Source organism: Leptolyngbya sp. NIES-2104, assembly GCF_001485215.1.
Taxonomy (GTDB): domain Bacteria; phylum Cyanobacteriota; class Cyanobacteriia; order Leptolyngbyales; family Leptolyngbyaceae; genus Leptolyngbya.
This window is the reverse complement of sequence record NZ_BBWW01000001.1, coordinates 3,559,263-3,579,266: the sequence shown is the minus strand read 5'-3', so window position 1 is coordinate 3,579,266 and position 20,004 is coordinate 3,559,263. Positions and strand designations below refer to the sequence as shown.

Here is a 20,004-nt window from a genome sequence, read left to right as displayed (position 1 = left end):
TCACCCCACAGCTTGAAACTTTACTACAGCAGATCTTGAAACTCCGATCGCGCTTGAATCGTTTTCAGCACCGCTTTAATGTCCTGAGTCCGATCCTTTTTCACAATCAGCGTCACTTTGCCATCGCGAACAATCACGGTGTCTTCTAAACCGATCGTCACAATCAGTTCATCGTCATCTGAAGTATAAACGATCGCGCCAGTCGTATCCATTCCAACGTGCTGACCGAGTTCCACATTCGGACTATCAGATTTCATTAAGCGCTCGATCGCGCCCCAGTCGCCCAAATCATCCCAGCTAAATCGCACCGGAAGCACACAAGCGCGATCGGTCTTTTCCATCACGGCGTAATCGATACTGAGTTTCGGAACCGTTGAATAAGCTTCGATGCCTTTTGCTTCTAATAGCTCAATGATTTCAGGTGCGTGTTGATGCAATTCTTTAAGCATCACTTTTGCTTGAAACACGAACATTCCGCCGTTCCAGCTAAAGCGACCACTGTTGACGAATTCTTCTGCGGTATCGCGATCGGGCTTTTCCGTAAAGCGATCGACTTTATACGCCGGGTATTCGTCATATACTCCAATCTTCTCGCCCTGCTCGATGTAGCCGTATCCGGTCGCGGCGTGAGTCGGGGAAATTCCGAGTGTGACGATCGCGCTATTTTGAACGGCTGCATCTACGGCAGCTTTCAAGGTCGATTCAAAAATGTCTTGTTCTGCGATCCAATGATCGGCGGGGAAGAATCCGGTGACCACTTCTTCACCGTAGCGTTTTGCGACCTCGATCGTACTCCATGCCACAGCAGGAGCCGTATCGCGTCCTTCTGGCTCGACGAGAATGTTTTCTGTTGGCAATTCGGGGAGTTGTTCGCGGACACCCTCGGCGAGATGAGAAGCCGTCACAACCCAGAGATTGCTCCAGCCGCCAGCGATATCAAGTAAGCGATCGGCAGTTGTTTGTAAAAGACTTTTTCCACTGCCATCCAGACAGAGAAACTGTTTTGGGCGCTGTCTGCGGCTGAGGGGCCAAAATCGTTCGCCTTTTCCGCCAGCTAGGATAATCGGAACTAAAGAATGGGTCATACGTTTCACCGTGGGGGCTAGTTAAATCGCGCAGTGCCCAGATTTTAATCAATCACCGGACATTCTTACGGCATCTTCGCGGACTCTTTTCATTTTTCCCAGAAGCCATTTAGTTTGTCGCGGATTTTACGGTTTCCTCCGGACTTCGACGCTTGTTGAATGATTCCGATCGATAAGACTAGCCGAATGTCGAAGTTCAAGTGTAGAATTCCCAGGGACTGTCTAAGCGTTGTTTCGGTTGTTTTGTATTGCAGGCTACTAGAGAAATTGATCGATGTTGTGAGACGAAAATATCTCTCAAAGCTGAAGAAAAACAGAAACTTTCTAGCTAAACTAGCGACAAGCAACCGGAAGACACTGACCGAACTGTTTTTGAGGTGTGAGCGGAGTGAAAGAGTCTAAGCGCCAATCCACGCTAGAGCCATCTAGCGCGACTGAAAGAATTGTTCCTCAATCTCGATCGTCTGTTCCGATTCCACCCTCTCAAAAGCCTTCGTTCGGTCGAACCCTCATGTGGGTCGCTGGATTGTTAGGAGCCGCAACGATTTCGGCAACTCTTGGGACGACGCTGGCACTACTCGCACCCTTACCGGGAACGAACCCAGAGCAAGGGCGAAAAATATTAGGCGATCTCTGGACGAGCGGGTTTCAGTACAAAGTGTCTCGCCCGGTGAACGTACTGGTGATGGGGATCGATCGTGTTTTAGATGCGCCTGCGGGATCAGAGCAAATCTTCTCTGGTCGTAGCGATACGATGCTGTTGCTGCGAATTGATCCAACGGATAATTCGGTCAACATGCTTTCAATTCCGCGTGATACTCAGGTGGAAATTCCGGGAGTTGGCGTAACTAAGATTAATCAAGCGAATGCAAGTGGAGGTCCACTGTTAGCGCGGGAAACGATCAGTCGGACGCTGAATGGAATTACGATCGATCGATATGTCCGAGTCAGTACTGATGCGTTTCGGGAACTGGTCGATTTGTTGGGTGGGATTGATGTGTACGTGCCAGAACGAATGCAGTACACCGATAACACTCAGAAGCTCAAGATCGATTTACAACCCGGCTGGCAGACTTTGGACGGCGACAAGGCGGAACAGTTCGCGCGATTCCGACATGATTCGTTCGGGGATATTGGACGAGTGCAGCGGCAACAGGCGTTAATCAAAGCATTACGAGCAAAGCTGACGAGTCCAATGGTGATTCCTCGAATTCCGAGCTTGATCGGGGCGATGCAGAAATACATTGATACAAATCTCAGCGTCGAGGAAATGCTGGCACTGGTAGGCTTTGGACAGAAGCTCGATCGAGACGATTTTAAGATGGTGCTGTTGCCGGGACGATTTAGCGCTCCGAATGAGTTTCGAGCAAGCTACTGGATTATGGACCCGCAAGGACGCGATCGCGTTTTGCAAGAGTATTTCAAAGATTCCTCGACCGTTGCTGCAACTGAACCTGCCTTAGCTGATCTCAAAATCGCGATTCAGAATGCGTCGGGCGATTCTCAAGCCGGAAAACAGTTTGCGGATTACCTTGTCTCGCTTGGATATACGAATGTTTATCAGGCGGAGAACTGGAAAGACCCGCAGCAGAAGACGCAGATTATTGTGCAGCGGGGCGATTTACAAGGTGCAAAAGTGCTGCAAAGTGCGATCGGGTTTGGCAGAGTGGAAGCGACTTCGACGGGTGAGTTGGATTCGGATTTGACGATTCGGATCGGGAATGACTGGAAGGCTCAGAAAACGAGATTTCCGCAGTATCAACCATAAGCGTTAGGCTTAAGGAGAGGTTTGGAGGTGCTTTGTTCGTTGCGATGTCCCGCCCTGAAATGAATTTCGGGCTAATCGGCGCAAGTCCATTGAAATGGACTAAGAACTTGAAACTTGCTCCCAGTCTACTTCAGTAGACTTTCCTTCGTTAGCCCGAAATTCATTTCAGGGCGGGAGCGCAACGAAGCGAAAAGACTCTCTATTTTCCAAGTATTCTCTAAGAAAACTCTACTGTCGATCGCACTTTATGTTTGTCCCAGTTCCCCGCAACGTAAAGCGTGTCATTTATGCGCTGTTAATTCTCGCTCTCGCTTGGTTTTGGATTTTTCTAGGAGCAAGTCCCGCTTTTGCTGAAACGACTTTCCTCAACTATTCCAATGCGACCTTGACGGGCAAAGATCTCTCAAATCAAAATTTTGAGGGCGGCGTATTTGTGTCGGCAGAAATGCGTGAGGCGAACTTTCAAGGCGCAAATCTTAAAAATACGATGCTGACGAAAGGAAATCTTCTCGGAGCAAATTTGAGCGGGGCGAACTTAGAGGGATCACTAGTCGATCGCGTGACGCTCTACAAAGCGAATCTGACAAACGCGATTTTTATCGGTGCTACCTTATCGAATAGCATTCTCGATGAAGCGGATATTACCGGAGCCGATTTTACGGATGCGATCGTCGATCGCTACACGACGACCCAACTCTGCAAACGAGCTTCTGGAACCAATTCAACGACCGGAGCCGATACCCGCGAAAGTTTAGGGTGTCGGTAACTTCTGAAGTGCGATCGCTCCTACCAAAATCATCAGCCCGATCAATCCGCCAAGAATTGCCCAAAGTTGCCACGGGCGATGAGTGCGAACTTCGATCGTCGTTGCACTCGGATCAGCAAGAAAGCGATCGAGCATTTCTCGCTGGCGAAATAGCTGCTGATTGTTACTCATCGACCAATTATGAGTTAGCGGAATTTCTTCACCCGATCGCGTCACGAATGCTAATCGAGTTTGATTCGCGCCTCGTTGCTGAATTTTGGTCGTTTGAAAAATTGCTTTATCAAACTGCTGAGTTTCTAATGCGCCGATCAACGGTTCGCGAGTCAGTTCACAGATGACTTGATTCGATCGAGGACGACAGTTGAAATGCACCAACCCACCCATTGAATCGATCGCTTTTTTACTCGCAATAATTAGACCGATGAATAATAATCCGGCGATCGCACTAGTCAGAAATTTACCCATCAAATCACGAATTCCGCATTCGGTTGAAGGGGTAGAGTGACTTGCACGACTGTCCCTTCGTTTTCTCGGCTCATCAGGTGGATTTTGCCTTGATGAAACTCGACGGATTGTTTAACGATCGCAAGTCCTAATCCGTTCCCAGAAATCATACCGACATTTGTTGCCCGATGGAATGCTTCAAATAATCGCACTTGATCCGATGCAGGAATGCCAATTCCTTGATCTTGAACTTCAAAATACGCATTCGTTTCATCGTGTCCAAGTCGGAAGGTCACAGTTGAACCATCGGGCGAATATTTCAAGGCATTTGATAATAGATTGGTTAGAATTTGCCGCATCAATTTCGCATCCATATAGCCACGAATTTCGGGCAGCGTTGTTTGCGGATCAAAAATGAGTTGATGCTGATTTTGGTCATTGATTCGCATCTCCTCGACCAGATTTTCACAGAAGTTCAAAACGTTCATCGGTGCAGGTTCAAACTTCACCTTTTTCGCTTCTGCTCGTTCCAGGACAAGCACATCGCTGAGAAGATCTTTCATATTCAGCGAAGCGGCTTGAATGCGTTGAATATGTTCGAGTTGTTTCTCGATCGAACATTCTCCTGCATAAAATTCCAACATGTCCGCCGAAGAAAGAATCGTACTCAAAGGTGTCCGAAATTCGTGTGAAACGGTTGTGACAAAATTCGATTTGAGTTCACTTAGTTCACGTTCTTTTTCGAGTGCTCTTCGCATTTCGTTTTCGGCTTGTTTGCGATGAGTAATATCGCGCTGTAAGCCAACCCAATAGGTGTAATGTCCGGTTTGATCGGTGACTGGGAAAATGCTCAATTCGATCCACACTTCGGAGCCGTCTTTGTGATAGTTGACTAATTCTGCGATCGCAGGCTCCCAATTTTTCAACGCTGATCGAATGTCTTTTAAGACCGTCCAATTTGTTTTAGGTCCTTGCAAAATTCGCGGCGTTTTTCCGATTACTTCTTCGCGCTCGTAGCCCATCATTTTCGTGAAGGCATCGTTAACGTAAATGATTCTGGGTCCGGGTGGCTCAACAGGTTCTGCTTCCGTAATCACGACCGCATCACTCGCATTCACAATCACCGATTCAAGTAACCGTAATCGCTGCTCTTGTTCTCGGCGTTCTGCCTCGTGATGTTTTGCTTCGGTGATATCTTCCGCGATTCCTGCAATTCGATAAATCTTGCCTTGAGCATTGCGAACGGGGAAGGCACGCGCCCGCAACCAGCGTTCTGTCCCATCTTCTCGATTGAATTGAAAAGTCGCTTCGGTGGGTTTGCCTCTGACCGCTTGCCGACTCACTTTCATCAAATCCGGCACATCTTCAGGACGCGATCGATTCATCCAAAAGTTCAGCGATTTCTCATAACACGCTTGACTGTCATAGCCTAGAACTTGGTGACAGGCTGGACTGATATAAATGAGCTTTTTGTGCTCGACATCATACATCCAGAAAATCTGCTGAATGTTTTCTGCTAACTGCCGGAATCGTTCTTCACTTTCTTGCAGTTCTGCGGCGGCAAGTTTGCGCTCATCTTCGACTTTGAGCCGCTCACCGACATTCAGAATCAGCGATAGAACCGAGATTAATTCACCATTGCTGTCAAATAGCACCGAGTTGTACCATTCACAGTGCACGATCGAGCCATCTCTGGCAGTGTTGCGGCTGTAACATAGGTTGCGAGTCGTTTGACCGTTGAGCAGTTGGGCGATCGCTCGATCGACCTGTTCTAAATCTTCGGGTAGCACTAAATTCCAACTGCCGAACTGTTTCCCGATCACTTCTGAAGCCGTCCAGCCAAGAAGCGATTCCGCTTCACTCGACCAGCGCGTAATTCTCAGATTCCGATCCCATTCAATCACCGCAAACGGCGAATTATCGACATGGAACGCTAATCGCTGTAAGGCTCCTTTCAAGGCTTCCTGTGCCTGATCGCGTTCGCGGGCAGTCGTCACTGAATCGGTCATGTTGCGGAAAAACAGCGACACGCCCGATTTTGACGGATAAGCCCGGACAGAATACCATCGCTGACACGGCTCGTAGTAATCCACCAGTTCTAAGGGGACACCTTCAGCCAGTGCCCGACGATAAAGCCGCCCAAAGCTCGTTTCTGCAAAGTCTGGAAATTCTTGCCAGAGCACTTTACCGAGCAAATCTCTCGCGGGTTTGCCAAGTGTGTTGGCAGCTTCGTGATTGACATAGGTGAACCGAGCCGAGCGATCGAAGGCGACAAATCCATCCGTGATGCTCTGCAACACTTGAGCGATTTGCTCACGGGCTAATTCCGATTCGGCGCGGGCAGCTTGTTCTCGCTCTAAAAGCTGGTGCCGTTCTTCTTCGATCCAGCGCCGCAAACTGATATCAGAAAAAGAAACCACCACGGCATACGGCAAAATCTGACCGGATTGAAACAGCGGTTGAGAGTTGATCGAAATCCAGGTAATTTGCTTTTCAGGCTTACACAAGCCGAGAACCACTTCAGAACAAGGAATTCCCGTTTTTGCGGTGATCAGACCCGGAAAATCCTGCGGGTCAAACGGTGAGCCATCTTCGTGAACGGCTTCCCAACCAAGATCAAGCAGATTGCGATCGATGAGTTCCTCGATCGTACTTTCCAAAATCTGAGCGGCACTGGCATTACAGGTTTCGATCGTGCCTTCAGAATTGAGCATGATCACGGCTTCGTGCATCGCTTCGACCACCGATCGATATCGCTGCTCACTGTGCTTTAAGCTTTCTTGTTCTCGACGGCGGCGGCTGACTTCAGCTTGGAGTTGCTCGATTTTGTGTTCGAGTTGGGCAACTTTGCGAGCGCTAGACGCGGTGCAAGCATCAAGCACAGCTTCGTCGTCGGTTGATCGCTCTGGAGCGATTGCTTTTGGAGCCGTCGTGCGTTCCTGAACTGATCGCGCTTCGAGCTGCGATCGCAGTTCACCCACGAGGACTTCTAGTTCAGCGTTGCGCTGAGCTAACCGGAGTTGGTCGGTTTCTTGCATGACTCCTGCTCGATCGACATCAGGTTTAAATCTTTGCGCGAATTTTGCATATGCTTCATGCAGACTTGCTGAAGTTCACTTAAAGAGTTTCATAAGGAAGCTCGATCGTGAAGGTTGTCCAGCCCGTTTCACTGTTGACAATGATATCGCCTCGGAGTTGCTCGACGAGCTTTTTCACGAGGGCAAGACCTAAGCCTGTTCCGCCTTTCTGCCAGCGATCGCTGCCGGGAACGCGGTAGAACTTGTCAAAAATATGCGGGAGATTTCTAGCGGGAATTTCGGATTCGTTGGCGATCGTAAATTTAAGGACGGGTTGTTGATCTAAATCCGTTGCTTCCCGCACTTTAAGACAAATTTCTCCTCCACTTTTTGTGTACTTACAAGCGTTATTGAGCAATTCCACTAGAATTCGGCGCAGACTTACTCCATCTGCCACGATCACGGGCAAGGTTTCCGGAAGATTTACTTTTAAAAGTTGCTGACAATCGCGAGTTCTCACCTGAAACGCATCGGTTGTTTTTCTTAAAAGTTCTCTTAAATTCAGCGGTTCAGGAGGTGCTAATGCTTCACCGGATTCAAGCTGATACAGATCGAGTAGATTTTGAATCAGTTCATCACCTTGATCGCAGGCATTTAGCGCAATTTCGACGTATTGCCGCCGATTCTCTGGCATGGCATTCATGAGTTGAAGTGCAACCTTAATCGTGGTTAAAGGTGCACGTAGATCATGCGTAATCGTATTGAGTAAATCGTTTTTCTGATTATTAATTTGTTGAAGTTCGTCAACTTTTTTTTGAATCTCGACTTGGGCATGATGGCGTTTGAGACGCGCCGCGATCGTATCAAGCAATTCCACACGGCGAAACGGTTTCGTGAGATAGTCATCTGCGCCTAAATTCATACCGTGTCGCTGATCTGCCTTATCAGCTTTTGCGGTGAGAAAAATAAACGGAATCATTGCTGTTTTAGGATCTTGGCGGAGTGCTTGAAGCACGTTGTAGCCGTCAAAATCGGGCATTTTGATATCGCAAATAATCAAATCCGGCGATCGCTCTTTTGCCAGTTGAACGCCTGTCAATCCGTTGTCCGCATTAATCGAATCGAACCCGCCAGAGGTTAGGATTTCAAGGATGTTGAGCCGAACATCTTTTTCGTCTTCGATCACGAGGATCTTCATCAAATCTCCCCCCGTTGGCGGCTGGAGCGGTTGAGAGCTAATCTGTCGAGTCATTACGGTTGGCGAAAATGGATTAGGGAACAGCGTGTTTTCGGTAGCGACCTGCCATGCCTGTGAAACTGTGACGGTTTTCCGTGAAAGCATGGAGCGGAACGCAAAGCACCCTCGTAAAAATACGGCATGATTCGTAAATACTAGCGAATCTCCCTGAGAAAAATCTAGCGTGCTGTGACACTCCATCATTTATTCACAGAAATTCTGCGGAATTTACATAAACTCTATAGTCAGAGAAATTTTAAATCGTCCGTCTCAGGCAATATTCTTAATTTTCTTCTCTCTTAAGACAGAGATGCTTTAAATTTTAAAGAAGTAAATCGATTTAGCCATTGAGTTAAATCAATAGTAATTCATACCTTCAGTAATAACACGGAGAATTTGAGAAATCGACGCGATCGAATCGCTACTTTAGCGGCAAACAAAACTGGCACAATATATCAGGAATTCAAGTTTTTATCTTGAAGAGATCAATACCGCGCCTACTCTCGCTAATATGAATCTGCTACTTGCAAATGAATCGGACTGTCGCCTGTTCAAGTTTTGGTTTCACGATCGAGTTTGTGACGGAATTAGCTATCAAGGCGAATTGTTTTATCAGTTTCATTGTTTTAGTTCGCAACGTCGTGATCAGGCTTATGACCTCGGTTCAAAGCTGATTGAGCGCGGGATTTCGGTGATTATTTGCTGCTCGAAACAGCGTTATTTGTTAGGAATTAATCTGCGAAATCATTGGAATGCAATTGACGAACATGAGAAGCAGCAATTTTTGATTGAAGTGCAAGGATTGGAATCGGTGCTGAGTCAACTTTTGCAGTGAGCCGTTTTCGATTAGGCTAGAGAGCGAGATTTTATCGATCGCGCTATGCAAACCTACGATGTGATTGTGTGCGGTGCGGGTCCGTCGGGAACCGTTGCCGCTGCTGAATTGGCGCAAGCAGGTCTGAAAGTGGCGCTGCTGGAAAAACAGTTTCTTCCTCGTCATAAGACTTGCGGCGGCGGGATGCCGATGGTGATGCAGAATCAATTGCGCGATCTGGCTCCAGAAGCGTTTGTCGAATCGGATGTGACGATGATGCGGCACACCTGGAAGTTTGAAGATCCGTATCTGGTTTCGATGAATCCTCGATCGACGGATGAACGCCTTTCACTCTGGATGGTGCAGCGTCCGATTTTCGATCATGCACTAGCAGAGAGAGCCGCGAAGTTTGGCACCGATTTAAGAGATGGAATTGCTGTAAGAGCGATCGAGCCTGAAACGGATGGGGTAATCGTCCGAGCGCAAGGAATTAAGACGGGCAGCGAGTTCACCGCAAAGGCGCGATATGTGATCGGGGCGGATGGCGCGAATGGGGTGACGGTGAAAGCGACGCAGTTGAGGAAAAAAAGAGCGATCGCATTAGCGATGGAAATTGAACACCCGCATCATTGGGGCGATGGACATCCAGATTTACGTCCAGAGATTGCTCACTTGGAATATGGGGCAGTGAAGCGTGGATATGCCTGGATTTTTCCGAAAGCGGATCATTTGAATATTGGGGCGGGTGTGTTTCGACCGGACAATCAGGATGCAAGAAGCGATCGAACATTACGCGCAGGATTGCAGAAAACGATTCTCGATTACATGGATGCGATCGGGGTGAAATATGATCCGGATGCGTTGAAATTTCACGCGCATCCGTTACCGACTTGGGGCGGAAAAGAACCGTTGCACGAAGAAAGAATTCTCTTAGTCGGAGATGCGGCAGGATTGATCAATCCGATTTTTGGCGATGGAATTCTACACGCAGTTAAAAGTGGCGGGATTGCGGCTCGATCGATTATCGATGATGCGGCGGAGGAATATAGCGATCGCATTCATGCGGAATTTGCGGCGAATTTCGATGCGGCGTTGAATCTGGCGCGGATTTTTTATCAATGGACGGGCGTTTGTTATAAGTACGGCGTGAAATATGAAAAGAGTACGCGGTATGCAACACAGCTATTGTGTGGCGATTTGTTGTTTACGGATATGGCAGGTCGGGCGATGCGGCGATTAAAGCGATCGGTTGGGGGGAATTTTTTTCCGGCGTTTAACGGGTGATCGCGGTAACGGTTGGTAGAGCGATTATGGAAGTTGAAAATAAATCGGGCAATAACTGTGGGGCAGGCATCTTGCCTGCTTTTGGTGGCGGGCAGGATGCCCACCCCACGATCACCCAATTATTTCAGCAACTTTCTTAATCGCGTCTCTACGTCATCGGGTAAACGCAGAATCTGTCTCATTCATCGACCAAATTTGTATCAATATGACCGTTCATTTTTCGCTACCGCCAGCCGTCTACATTGTCGGCGCAGGTCCTGGAGATCCAGATTTACTGACCGTCAAAGCACAGAAACTTTTATCACAGGCAGACACGATCGTATTTGCGGATTCTCTTGTCCCACTAGAAATTCTAGAAGGCATTCGCTCAGATGCCGAGGTCATTCCGACCGCAGATAAAACACTAGAGGAAATTCTGCCGATTTTGATTGAGCGAGTTCGATCGCAAAAATCCGTCGTTCGTCTTCACTCTGGCGATCCGTGTCTCTACAGTGCCATCCAAGAACAAATGCAGGCATTGTTAGAAGCTGATATCCCGTTTGAGGTGATTCCGGGAATTAGTGTCTTTCAGTTAGCTTCTGCTCGATTGCGAGTCGAATTTACTGTTCCTGGCTTAGTACAGTCGATTATTCTCACCCGGATTAGTGGACGAACCCAAGTACCCGAATCTGAAGAATTATCTTCGTTAGCGGCACATCGATCGACGCTTTGCCTTTATTTAAGTGCTAAACATATCGAATCTGCTCAGAAAAAATTACTTCTGCACTATGCCGCAGAAACACCCGTCGCAATCTGTTTCCGTCTCGGTTGGTCGGATGAAAAAATTCGACTCGTCCCACTCAGCCAAATGGCGGACGTGACGCAGCAAGAGAACCTAGTTCGCACAACGATGTATGTGATTAGTCCGGTGTTAAGTGCTGCGACAGTGCCGTATGAATTTGCAGGCATCGATCGAGTCACTGGAGCACGATCGCAGCTTTATCATCCAAACCACGATCGACTCTTTAGGGATAGAAGCTAAACTTCGGCAATCCAAGGGTTTCATCCCAGCCCATCATGATATTGAGGCATTGAATCGCTTGTCCGGCTTGACCTTTTAAGAGATTGTCGATCGCAGACATGACGATCACGCGCCCGGTTCGCGCATCGACTTCAATTCCGACATAACAGAGGTTCGTACCGCAAGCCCATTTCGTTTGCGGATACGTTCCACTGGGCAGCAACTTCACCCAGGGAGACGATCGATAAAACGCTCCGTAAATGGTCAACAGATCATCTCTGACCAATCCCGGATCACGTAAAGTTGCGTAAACTGTCGCTAAAATTCCGCGAACCATCGGTATCAAATGGGGCGTGAATTGAATCAACACTTCATGCCCTGCTAAATCGCTGCAAACCTGCTCTATTTCTGGCGTGTGGCGGTGGCGTGCTACCCCATACGCCCCCAGAGAATTATCAGCCTCCGCTAAAAGAAAGTTTGTTTTTGGTACACGACCGCCTCCAGATGTTCCGGATTTCGCATCGATAATCGCGGTTTCTGGAACTATCAGCCCTTGTTTTAACAATGGAGACAATGCTAATAAACTTGCCGTCGGGTAGCATCCCGGACAACCCACTAATTGCGCTTGCGCGATTCGATCGCGATACAGCTCCGGCAAACCATACACTGCCGTTTCTGCGATCGCGCTATCCGATCGCTCTCCGCCGTACCACTGTTTATACACGTTCAAATCGGAGAAGCGATAATCCGCCGACAGATCCAGCACCTTACAGCCCTTCTCGATCAGGACTGGAGCCATTTTCATCGCTAACCCATTCGGTAGCGACAGAAACACCACCTGACAACGTTCAGCAATTTTATCGAGATCAATTGGTTCGATTTGCTGTTGCACCGCGTGAAATAGGTGCGGATACTGAGTAGCAAACTCTTGACCAGCGGTGCTCTCGCCTCCCAAATACGCCAACTCCAGGCGCGGATGATCGAGCAACAGGCGAACCAATTGAACGCCCCCATAGCCTGATGCCCCGACTATTCCAACGGAGACCCGTTCTGAATCACCCATACCCGACCTTCCGTGAATCACCTAAATGTTTGCTGCATTGTAATGCCGATCGCGCAATTCTCAAAGCAGATCCTGAGAGAATTCGTCCCTCTCAATCTAAGCGTTCTGGCTGAACAGAACTGCTTGCCTCGATACCAGTTTCGTCCTAGGCAAAATGTGATGACTCACTCTACACTTAACAAAACTTAATACTTTCTTCATTACTTCCGATGCGAACCTGTTGAACGGTATCCCGCGATGCTTGTGCCCTGCCTAGCATTCCGCGTAAAAAGAATTACAATCGAAGATAAGTTCCGCAGTCAAAAGAATTACAATCATAGATAAGTCCGCTTCAAGAAACTTTACGGTGTGGTCGCCTTGAACTTCTCTGTTAAATCGTCTCAACCCACATACACCCAACCGTTCACCTTTGACTCGATCGAGGATGCGCTTGCTGACCTGAAAACAGGAAAAGCGATCGTGGTCGTCGATGATGAAAACCGGGAGAACGAAGGGGATGTCATCTGCGCCGCGCAGCATGCCACCGCTGACATGATCAACTTCATGGCAGTTTACGCGAGAGGTCTGATCTGTCTCGCGATGACCGGAGAACGCTTAGATGAGTTAGATATTCCGCTGATGGTTCGGGACAATACCGATACCAATCAGACTGCGTTTACTGTTAGTATCGATGCCTCACCTCGGATCGGTGTAACCACGGGGATCTCGGCAGACGATCGCGCAAAAACGATCCAAGTCGTACTCGATCCAGCCACTCGTCCGACCGATCTGCGTCGTCCGGGTCACATTTTCCCACTCCGGGCGCGAGACGGTGGCGTACTGAAACGCGCTGGACATACCGAAGCTGCGGTCGATTTGGCGCAGTTGGCAGGATTGTATCCAGCAGGTGTGATCTGCGAGATTCAGAATTCTGACGGTTCGATGGCGCGATTGCCAGAGTTGATCGAATACGCCAAAGAGCACGACCTGAAGATCATTAGCATTGCCGATCTGATTAGCTACCGACTGCGACACGAACGGTTCGTGCATCGGGAAACGGTGGCTGATTTGCCGTCTCAATTTGGGCACTTCAAGATTTACGGCTATCGGAACCTCCTGGATAATACGGAGCATGTCGCGATCGTCAAAGGCGATCCGGCAGAGTTTCCAGATCAGGCGGTGATGGTGCGCGTTCACTCTGAGTGTTTGACCGGAGATTCGCTCGGTTCACTCCGCTGTGATTGTCGTGTTCAGCTTGAAGCCGCTCTGAAGATGATCGAGCATAACGGCTCTGGAGTCGTGGTCTATCTGCGCCAAGAAGGTCGCGGAATTGGGCTAGTGAATAAGCTCAAGGCGTATTCGCTGCAAGATCTGGGACTCGATACGGTCGAAGCGAATGAGCGATTAGGGTTTCCAGCAGACTTACGCGATTATGGGGTAGGCGCTCAGATTTTGAATGATCTGGGTGTGAAGCAGATTCGATTAGTGACGAATAATCCGCGAAAGATTGCCGGGTTGAAAGGCTACGGATTGGAAATGGTCGATCGCGTTCCTCTCTTGACCGAAGCCACGACTTACAACTCGAACTACCTCACGACCAAAGCAGAGAAACTAGGGCACTTGTTTCTTCGTACGTATCTGACCACGATCGCGCTACACCTCCGCGATGATCTGAACTCGGTGACTGAGCGATACGCCCTGCTCGAAAAACTGCGCCACGTCGCAAAATCTCACGATTTCATGCTGCAAGAAGAAACTCGACCGATGGCGTTAGCGCTGTTCGATCAAGCTTCATTGATCATCAATTTGGGATTCGAGCAAGAAATCGTCAGCGACGTAGAGTGGTACAAATCATCAGAGCATCCGTTTACGACCTCGATCGGGAAAATCCTGGACGATATCGCGCTCGGTTTGTCGCTGGAGAAATTAGAGTTTCTTGTTTCACCCGGAACTGATCCGCTGACCGGGCTGCAAATTCAGCTTGAACGCCAGACATTCCCGTTACATCATCTACCTTCTAAAATCTGTGGGTCACTTTCGACGCAAACGATCTACAGCTTCGTGAAACTCTAAACTCAGGGTGCATTTACCGCTTCAACGAGTACAGACGGTTCAACGATCGTTTCGACTGCATTTTCCTGGAAGACCACGAGGTCAAACCAGAACGTCGTACCACAGCCTACTTCACTCACGAGACGAACTCGGCTGCGATGACGCTCAATGATATTTTTAACGATCGATAATCCTAAGCCTGTTCCTTCCAGCGTATGCACCCGATTTTCGACGCGGAAGAAGCGATCGAAAATGGCTTCTTGATCGACGCTATCGATTCCAATCCCGGTGTCACACACTTCAACTCGTACAAATCGCTGGGATTGGACATCATCGGACGGCAGCGAATAGGCTCGAATCGCAACTTTTCCGCCCGCTTCAGTGAATTTCAGCGCATTTCCAACGAGATTGGCAAAGACTTGGAGCAATAGATCGTAATGTCCAAAAACTGGGGGCAGGTTTGGCTCGACTTCTTGAAGCAGTTCGATGCCTTTGTCTTTGGCATTGAGTTGGTAAGTTCTTAGAATTTGTTCGATCGGTTGATTTAGCTCGATCGCTTCAAACTGATAGATTTTGCAGGATTCTAATCGAGACAGATCGAGCACATCATTGACCAAGCGCGTTAAGCGATCGGTTTCTCGATTCGCGGTTTCTAAAAATTCGTGTTTCTGCGTTTCTGTCAGTTCTTCACCGTATTCGTACAGCGTTTCAATAAACGATTTGATGTTAAATAGCGGCGTTCTAAGTTCGTGTGAAACGTTGCTGATAAATTGGCTCTTCGCTTCATTGAGTTCAACTTCGCGGGTGATGTCCTGAACGGTGACAGCAATTCCTTTCACGTTGTCGCGAACGGGATCAACCACGGCATTAAGCAAGACTCTGATCGTTCGATTATTCGGCTCGATCGCAGTAATTCGGAATTCTGCTTCTTCTCGCAGTTCGCCCCGCGCCATTTGATAAAGCGGTCGAGTCAGTTCAACTTGAACCGCCACCGGGAACGCATAAAGCGCATTTTCGCCTTCGATCGCTTTCGTATCCCAACCAAAAATTCTTCGAGCGGTGGGATTCGCTAACACGATTTGCATATTGGCATCGAGCAGCACCGCGCCATCTGCGATCGTCGAAATCAACGTTTCTAACTTCGCCTTTTCTGCGGTCAGTTCTTCAATATTTTGCTCTTCGTAGCGCTCTAATCGTTCCGCCATGTCGTTGAAGCTGGCAATCAGTTCACTCAGTTCCACACCTGCGCCAACGGGTAGATCGACTCGCTGTTTAAAATTCCCCTTCGCAATGTTCCGCACCCCGATCACCAGTTCACGAATCGGTTTCGTGATTTGCAGCGCGTTAAAGACGGCACCGAGAATCACCATCACCCAGATCGAGACGAAAACCGCGATCGTCACATCCCGCGTTAAATGCGAAGAAGTCACAACCGTTGGATTGGGATTTGTCCCGATCGCTAAAACGCCGAGGTATTTTCCTTCGTAAACCAGCGGCACGAATACATCAGTGACTTCGCCATCGGGGGTTAAGTGCTGGCGAACCATTGGGCGATCAGTACGATCGGTAAAATCTTCGGGCAGTTGAATCTTGCGCTGAATCGTGAGCGAGTTCTGCACTTCAGCATCAGAAAAGGGAATGCCGAAAAAGATACTGCCATCCGCATCAGCGTACAGCATGTAGCGAATACTAGACGTGCTGCCATAGAACCGATGCGAAAATCGAGCGAGTTCGGTTCGATTCGACTCATTCACCAATGGAGCTACATTCGCTGCCAGTAGTAAACCTAGATCGCTCCCGAAGCGTGTATCGTTTAACCGGGCATCCATTTGGATCGTATTCACCGCCCAAAACGTTAAGCCACTCATCACGATCGAGACAACCAAAGTAGCTGCCGCCATGAGTTTAGTCTGGAGGCTAAAACCAGACCACCAGCGGCGTAGAACATCCGGAATTTGGGCGACGTAGGATGACACAGTTAAGTTAATAAGGTTAAAGAACAAAGAACAAAACTTAAACGTTTGTTGGTGTTGTTGCTTTTTTCTTCATCTTACTGTGTTTACCTACTCTTTACGCGATGTCCTATATCACGACGATAGTACATACCCTCGAATTGAATCCGATCGACGGCTCGATAAGCCGCCTCGATCGATTGATTAAACGTATCTGCGATCGCGGTTACGCCAAAAACTCGTCCGCCCTCGGTGATTAATTGATCATTCTTCAATTGGGTTCCAGCATGAAACACAGATGCTCCCGTTTCTTCTGCGGCTCCGACTCCACTCACGGGTAAACCCTTCGGATAGCTGCCCGGATACCCCCCTGCGGCGATCACCACACAAGTTGCCGCCCCTGACTTCCATTCGATTTCAGGAAAATCTGCTAATTTCTGCTGAGTGCAAGCGTAGAGTAACTTCTCTAATGGCGTTTCGAGCAGCGGTAAAACGACTTGAGTTTCTGGATCGCCAAAGCGGCAATTGAATTCGATTACTTTCGGATCGCCTTCAGGTGTGATCATCAATCCAGCATAGAGAACGCCACGATAATCGATTTGTCGATCGCGCAATACTCGAATCGCTGGCTCTAAAACTTCCTGCTGAATTCGGCTCATGAGTTCTGGAGTCGCGATCGGGGCGGGAGCATACGCGCCCATTCCCCCGGTATTTTCTCCGGTATCACCGTCTCCGATTCGCTTATGATCTTGAGCTGGCAACAACGGGCGAATCGTTAATCCATCGGTCACAGCTAGAATTGAAACTTCCTGACCTGTAAGGCATTCTTCAATTACAACTTGGCTTCCAGCGGCTCCGAATTGACCCGAAAAGCAAGCCTCGATCGCAGCTTCCGCTTGCTCAACGAATTCTGCAACCGTCACCCCTTTTCCAGCCGCTAAACCATCGGCTTTAATCACGATCGGTGCACCTTGAGCGCGAACGTATTCTTTAGCAGAATTCGCATCGGTGAACACTTGCGATCGTGCGGTCGGAATGCCTGCCTCACGCATTAAGTCTTTTGCCCAAGCTTTACTCGATTCAATCTGTGCGCCTGCTTGAGTCGGACCAAATACGTTTAAATCGTGCTTTCTGAGATAGTCGGTAATCCCGATCGACAGCGGCAATTCAGGACCGACGACGATCATGCCGATGTTATTGACCAAGGCATATCGCGCCATGCCTTCAAAATCATCGATCGACAATCCCAAATTCCGACAATTCTTCAGTGAAGCCGTTCCGCCGTTTCCGGGAACGCAAACGACTTGCTGCACTTGCGGGGACTGCAAGAACTTCCAAGCTAGGGCATGTTCACGCCCTCCATTGCCAACAACCAAAACTCTCACAGTGCCCTCGCTTGTGAATGAATCTAACAGACTAACCCGGATTACAGAATCGATGATGGCTGTCACCGCGAGTCCAGTACAAATCTTAAGCCCAACTGCAAAATTTTCAATAAACAAAAAATGATGAATTTCCATTTCTCGATATTGAATCCGTTAAATTTGAGACGAATTTGCTCAAAGACACGGAAACTTTTCGGTAGCCTGGAATTCTGGAGAATAAGACTTAGGACGCAACGATGACCAAGGTATCTCAATGGAACGCGATCGCACTGATTGGATTTTGCTCGCTCCCACTTAGCGTAACTGCCGCAGAACCCCCAAAACCGCCACAACCCGATCGCTTTTCTAACCCGCTCGAACTGACAACCCCTGATCCGCTGCTCCCCGGTGGTTTGAATCGTCCCCTCTCTGAATCTGAGAAGCAAACGTTACGAACTGCACTCGATCAGTTAAATAATGAAGCGAGTGCGAAATTACGCGCCGGAGATACGATCGGTGCATTCACTATCTGGAATCGAGAACTTCGATTGAGACGAGCGCTCGGATTGCTCGAAGAAGTGCAAGCCCTCGGACGAGTCGGAGACATTGCCTGGGTACAAAATCAATCGGTTCAGGTGCGCTTTATCACGAATCGACTGTCAGCGATTCAAACCCAGCTTCAGCAACCTCTGAAAAATCAAGTGGCTCTACCCGAACGGGCACAGGTTCTTCCAGCGTTAGGAATCGCATTTCAACAAGTCAGATCTCCGGGACTGGCGCTAAATGTTTATCAGCAGATGTTAACCGAAGCGAGAGCGCGTCAAGATGCCGTTGCGGAAGTTAATCTACTCAATACGATCGGGCAACTTCACTTGAGTTGGTTTGATTATCCAAATGCGATCGCGACTTACACCGAACTGCTCAACCTGTCAAAATCCCGCAACGATGCTGCCAACGTCGAATCGAACTTAGTCCAGCTTGCTTACACTCACGAACAAGCCAATCAACCTGCACAAGCCGTTACCTTCCAACAGCAGTTAATCGACCTTTATCAAAAAAATCCGCAGCAAGCGTTACTCATTGCACCGCTCCAGATTCGACAAGGAAATAATTTCACCACTGCAAAACAATTCGATGCCGCAGAAAGCGCATATCAATCCGCCTTTGAACGGGCACAGTCGCAGGGTCAACTTGCCTATGCAAGTGATGCCCTGGGAAAATTGGGGAGATTATATCGATCAAACAATCGACTAGATGCCGCCCTGCAAGTGTATGAATATCTCGCCAGTGTGCAACAGCAAGCTTACGATTCGTTTGGGGTAATGGAAGCGTACGACCAGATTGGACAAATTCAACTCCAGCGAAAAGCGGCGACAGAAGCGACAAATGCGTTTCGTCAGGGGTTAGAAATTGCCCAGCGGTTGAAATTCAAAGACAGAGTAGATTACTTCACCGAACAGATTCAGAAAATCCAGGCATCTCGATAGAATGAGGAGATGTTTGAAGGGGGTTAACTCATGACGGATAAGCCACTCGATGCGGAACAATCGATCGAGGTTGCCACACGCATCAAAAGTAAAGCCAAAACCAATTTTGATAATGCTGCGAAAGCCCTTGCTATCGTAGATGGTGCGCTTTATGTTCAGGGCTTCATCGCGTTCACGGGTTCACCCTACAAGCCCGTTGAACATAGCTGGTTGGAGTTAGACGATCGCATTCTTGATCCCACGTTCCCTCACTTAAATCGCAAACCGGAACAAGTCTATTACTATCCCGCGCAGAAGCTGACCGCGAAGCAATTGAAAAAAGCGATCGACGAAGCGAAAGAAGACTATCCCGAAGACGATCCTTTACCGATTTATGGCTCAACCCCCTACGAATACTATGGTGATGTCATGTTAGGGGGCAAAGAATATCTAAAAGCTTATGAAGATGCGAATGCGAAGTGTATAGAATTGAATCCGCCTAAACAACGTAATCAGCAAAACTAACGTGAATCTATTCGCAACGCTAAATTCTGAACTCACAGGTGCGATCGCGATCGGATATTTGGGATTAGAACTCGGCAGCTTCCTTGCTCGCAAATTAGTTTAACGCCACGACGAATCGCAAAAAGTAAGACAAGATCCGGATCGGGCGGTCAGTGGCAGAGTTTGTCGATTGTAGATAAGCTGTAACT

General features: G+C 48.5%; 15 protein-coding genes. 8 read left to right on the top strand and 7 right to left on the bottom strand.

The window, feature by feature from the left end; all coding sequences use genetic code 11:
* Window positions 1-23: 23 nt before the first annotated feature.
* Window positions 24-1,085 (bottom strand): mannose-1-phosphate guanylyltransferase, encoded by a 1,062-nt coding sequence (locus tag NIES2104_RS16945; RefSeq protein ID WP_058999467.1) that lies wholly within the window; start codon window positions 1,083-1,085, stop codon window positions 24-26.
* Between the two features lie 388 nt (window positions 1,086-1,473).
* Here NIES2104_RS16945 and NIES2104_RS16940 point away from each other — a divergent pair, with 388 nt between their 5' ends.
* Together NIES2104_RS16940 and NIES2104_RS16935 are read left to right on the top strand one after the other, a co-directional pair.
* Window positions 1,474-2,853 carry an LCP family protein gene (locus NIES2104_RS16940; protein WP_225895255.1) on the top strand — a complete coding sequence of 460 codons (1,380 nt, stop codon included), beginning with the start codon at window positions 1,474-1,476 and terminating at the stop codon, window positions 2,851-2,853.
* A gap of 247 nt (window positions 2,854-3,100) precedes the next feature.
* Window positions 3,101-3,619: a pentapeptide repeat-containing protein gene (locus tag NIES2104_RS16935; protein WP_058999465.1), complete on the top strand. Its 519-nt coding sequence runs from the start codon at window positions 3,101-3,103 to the stop codon at window positions 3,617-3,619.
* Here the strand turns inward: NIES2104_RS16935 and NIES2104_RS16930 are convergent.
* The 3 genes from NIES2104_RS16930 to NIES2104_RS32430 form a co-directional block, all read right to left on the bottom strand.
* Window positions 3,605-4,084 (bottom strand): hypothetical protein, encoded by a 480-nt coding sequence (locus NIES2104_RS16930; RefSeq protein WP_058999464.1) that lies wholly within the window; start codon window positions 4,082-4,084, stop codon window positions 3,605-3,607. The two genes, NIES2104_RS16935 and NIES2104_RS16930, sit on opposite strands and share 15 nt — an antisense overlap.
* On the bottom strand, window positions 4,084-7,101 hold the full coding sequence (locus tag NIES2104_RS16925) for a PAS domain-containing sensor histidine kinase (protein ID WP_058999463.1): 3,018 nt from the start codon (window positions 7,099-7,101) through the stop codon (window positions 4,084-4,086). The genes NIES2104_RS16930 and NIES2104_RS16925 overlap by 1 nt, the downstream gene beginning before the upstream one ends.
* 79 nt (window positions 7,102-7,180) lie before the next feature.
* The gene (locus tag NIES2104_RS32430) at window positions 7,181-8,422 is read right to left on the bottom strand and encodes a response regulator (RefSeq protein ID WP_192843601.1); all 1,242 of its coding nucleotides are present in this window, start codon (window positions 8,420-8,422) and stop codon (window positions 7,181-7,183) included.
* Window positions 8,423-8,828: 406 nt separating this feature from the next.
* Between NIES2104_RS32430 and NIES2104_RS16915 the strand changes: the two genes are divergently transcribed.
* The 3 genes from NIES2104_RS16915 to cobM all read left to right on the top strand — a co-directional run bounded on the left by NIES2104_RS16915 (window position 8,829) and on the right by cobM (window position 11,436).
* A complete protein-coding gene (locus NIES2104_RS16915; protein ID WP_058999461.1) occupies window positions 8,829-9,152 on the top strand; it encodes a hypothetical protein in 324 nt (107 codons plus the stop codon).
* 45 nt (window positions 9,153-9,197) lie between these two features.
* Entirely contained in the window at window positions 9,198-10,415 is a 1,218-nt protein-coding gene (locus NIES2104_RS16910; RefSeq protein WP_058999460.1) for an NAD(P)/FAD-dependent oxidoreductase, read from the top strand.
* Between the two features lie 205 nt (window positions 10,416-10,620).
* Window positions 10,621-11,436, top strand: coding sequence for a precorrin-4 C(11)-methyltransferase (gene cobM, locus NIES2104_RS16905; protein WP_058999459.1), 816 nt, complete (start codon window positions 10,621-10,623; stop codon window positions 11,434-11,436).
* Here the strand turns inward: cobM and argC are convergent.
* A complete protein-coding gene (gene argC / locus NIES2104_RS16900) occupies window positions 11,420-12,478 on the bottom strand; it encodes an N-acetyl-gamma-glutamyl-phosphate reductase (RefSeq protein WP_058999458.1) in 1,059 nt (352 codons plus the stop codon). The two genes, cobM and argC, sit on opposite strands and share 17 nt — an antisense overlap.
* A gap of 348 nt (window positions 12,479-12,826) precedes the next feature.
* On the opposite strand from argC, the gene ribBA reads away from it, so the two are divergent.
* Complete coding sequence (ribBA, locus tag NIES2104_RS16895; protein WP_082690017.1) at window positions 12,827-14,530, top strand: bifunctional 3,4-dihydroxy-2-butanone-4-phosphate synthase/GTP cyclohydrolase II; 1,704 nt, start codon at window positions 12,827-12,829, stop codon at window positions 14,528-14,530.
* A gap of 2 nt (window positions 14,531-14,532) precedes the next feature.
* Here the strand turns inward: ribBA and nblS are convergent, their stop codons facing one another.
* Both nblS and purD read right to left on the bottom strand, forming a co-directional pair.
* Window positions 14,533-16,485 carry a two-component system sensor histidine kinase NblS gene (gene nblS, locus NIES2104_RS16890; RefSeq protein WP_058999457.1) on the bottom strand — a complete coding sequence of 651 codons (1,953 nt, stop codon included), beginning with the start codon at window positions 16,483-16,485 and terminating at the stop codon, window positions 14,533-14,535.
* Between the two features lie 83 nt (window positions 16,486-16,568).
* Complete coding sequence (gene purD / locus NIES2104_RS16885) at window positions 16,569-17,981, bottom strand: phosphoribosylamine--glycine ligase (protein WP_339375141.1); 1,413 nt, start codon at window positions 17,979-17,981, stop codon at window positions 16,569-16,571.
* Between the two features lie 101 nt (window positions 17,982-18,082).
* Here purD and NIES2104_RS16880 point away from each other — a divergent pair, with 101 nt between their 5' ends.
* Together NIES2104_RS16880 and NIES2104_RS16875 are read left to right on the top strand one after the other, a co-directional pair.
* Entirely contained in the window at window positions 18,083-19,312 is a 1,230-nt protein-coding gene (locus tag NIES2104_RS16880; protein WP_058999456.1) for a lipopolysaccharide assembly protein LapB, read from the top strand.
* A gap of 30 nt (window positions 19,313-19,342) precedes the next feature.
* Entirely contained in the window at window positions 19,343-19,816 is a 474-nt protein-coding gene (locus NIES2104_RS16875) for a hypothetical protein (protein WP_058999455.1), read from the top strand.
* Window positions 19,817-20,004: the final 188 nt, after the last annotated feature.

What these genes read in the sequence shown, in the direction of transcription:
- NIES2104_RS16930 (WP_058999464.1), bottom strand. Translation starts at nt 4,084, where the DNA reads ATGGGTAAATTTCTGACTAGTGCGATCGCCGGATTATTATTCATCGGT.
- NIES2104_RS16935 (WP_058999465.1), top strand. Translation starts at nt 3,101, where the DNA reads ATGTTTGTCCCAGTTCCCCGCAACGTAAAGCGTGTCATTTATGCGCTG.
- NIES2104_RS32430 (WP_192843601.1), bottom strand. Translation starts at nt 8,422, where the DNA reads ATGCTTTCACGGAAAACCGTCACAGTTTCACAGGCATGGCAGGTCGCT.
- NIES2104_RS16945 (WP_058999467.1), bottom strand. Translation starts at nt 1,085, where the DNA reads ATGACCCATTCTTTAGTTCCGATTATCCTAGCTGGCGGAAAAGGCGAA.
- cobM (WP_058999459.1), top strand. Translation starts at nt 10,621, where the DNA reads ATGACCGTTCATTTTTCGCTACCGCCAGCCGTCTACATTGTCGGCGCA.
- NIES2104_RS16880 (WP_058999456.1), top strand. Translation starts at nt 18,083, where the DNA reads ATGACCAAGGTATCTCAATGGAACGCGATCGCACTGATTGGATTTTGC.
- purD (WP_339375141.1), bottom strand. Translation starts at nt 17,981, where the DNA reads ATGGAAATTCATCATTTTTTGTTTATTGAAAATTTTGCAGTTGGGCTT.
- NIES2104_RS16875 (WP_058999455.1), top strand. Translation starts at nt 19,343, where the DNA reads ATGACGGATAAGCCACTCGATGCGGAACAATCGATCGAGGTTGCCACA.
- NIES2104_RS16915 (WP_058999461.1), top strand. Translation starts at nt 8,829, where the DNA reads ATGAATCTGCTACTTGCAAATGAATCGGACTGTCGCCTGTTCAAGTTT.
- NIES2104_RS16925 (WP_058999463.1), bottom strand. Translation starts at nt 7,101, where the DNA reads ATGCAAGAAACCGACCAACTCCGGTTAGCTCAGCGCAACGCTGAACTA.
- argC (WP_058999458.1), bottom strand. Translation starts at nt 12,478, where the DNA reads ATGGGTGATTCAGAACGGGTCTCCGTTGGAATAGTCGGGGCATCAGGC.
- NIES2104_RS16910 (WP_058999460.1), top strand. Translation starts at nt 9,198, where the DNA reads ATGCAAACCTACGATGTGATTGTGTGCGGTGCGGGTCCGTCGGGAACC.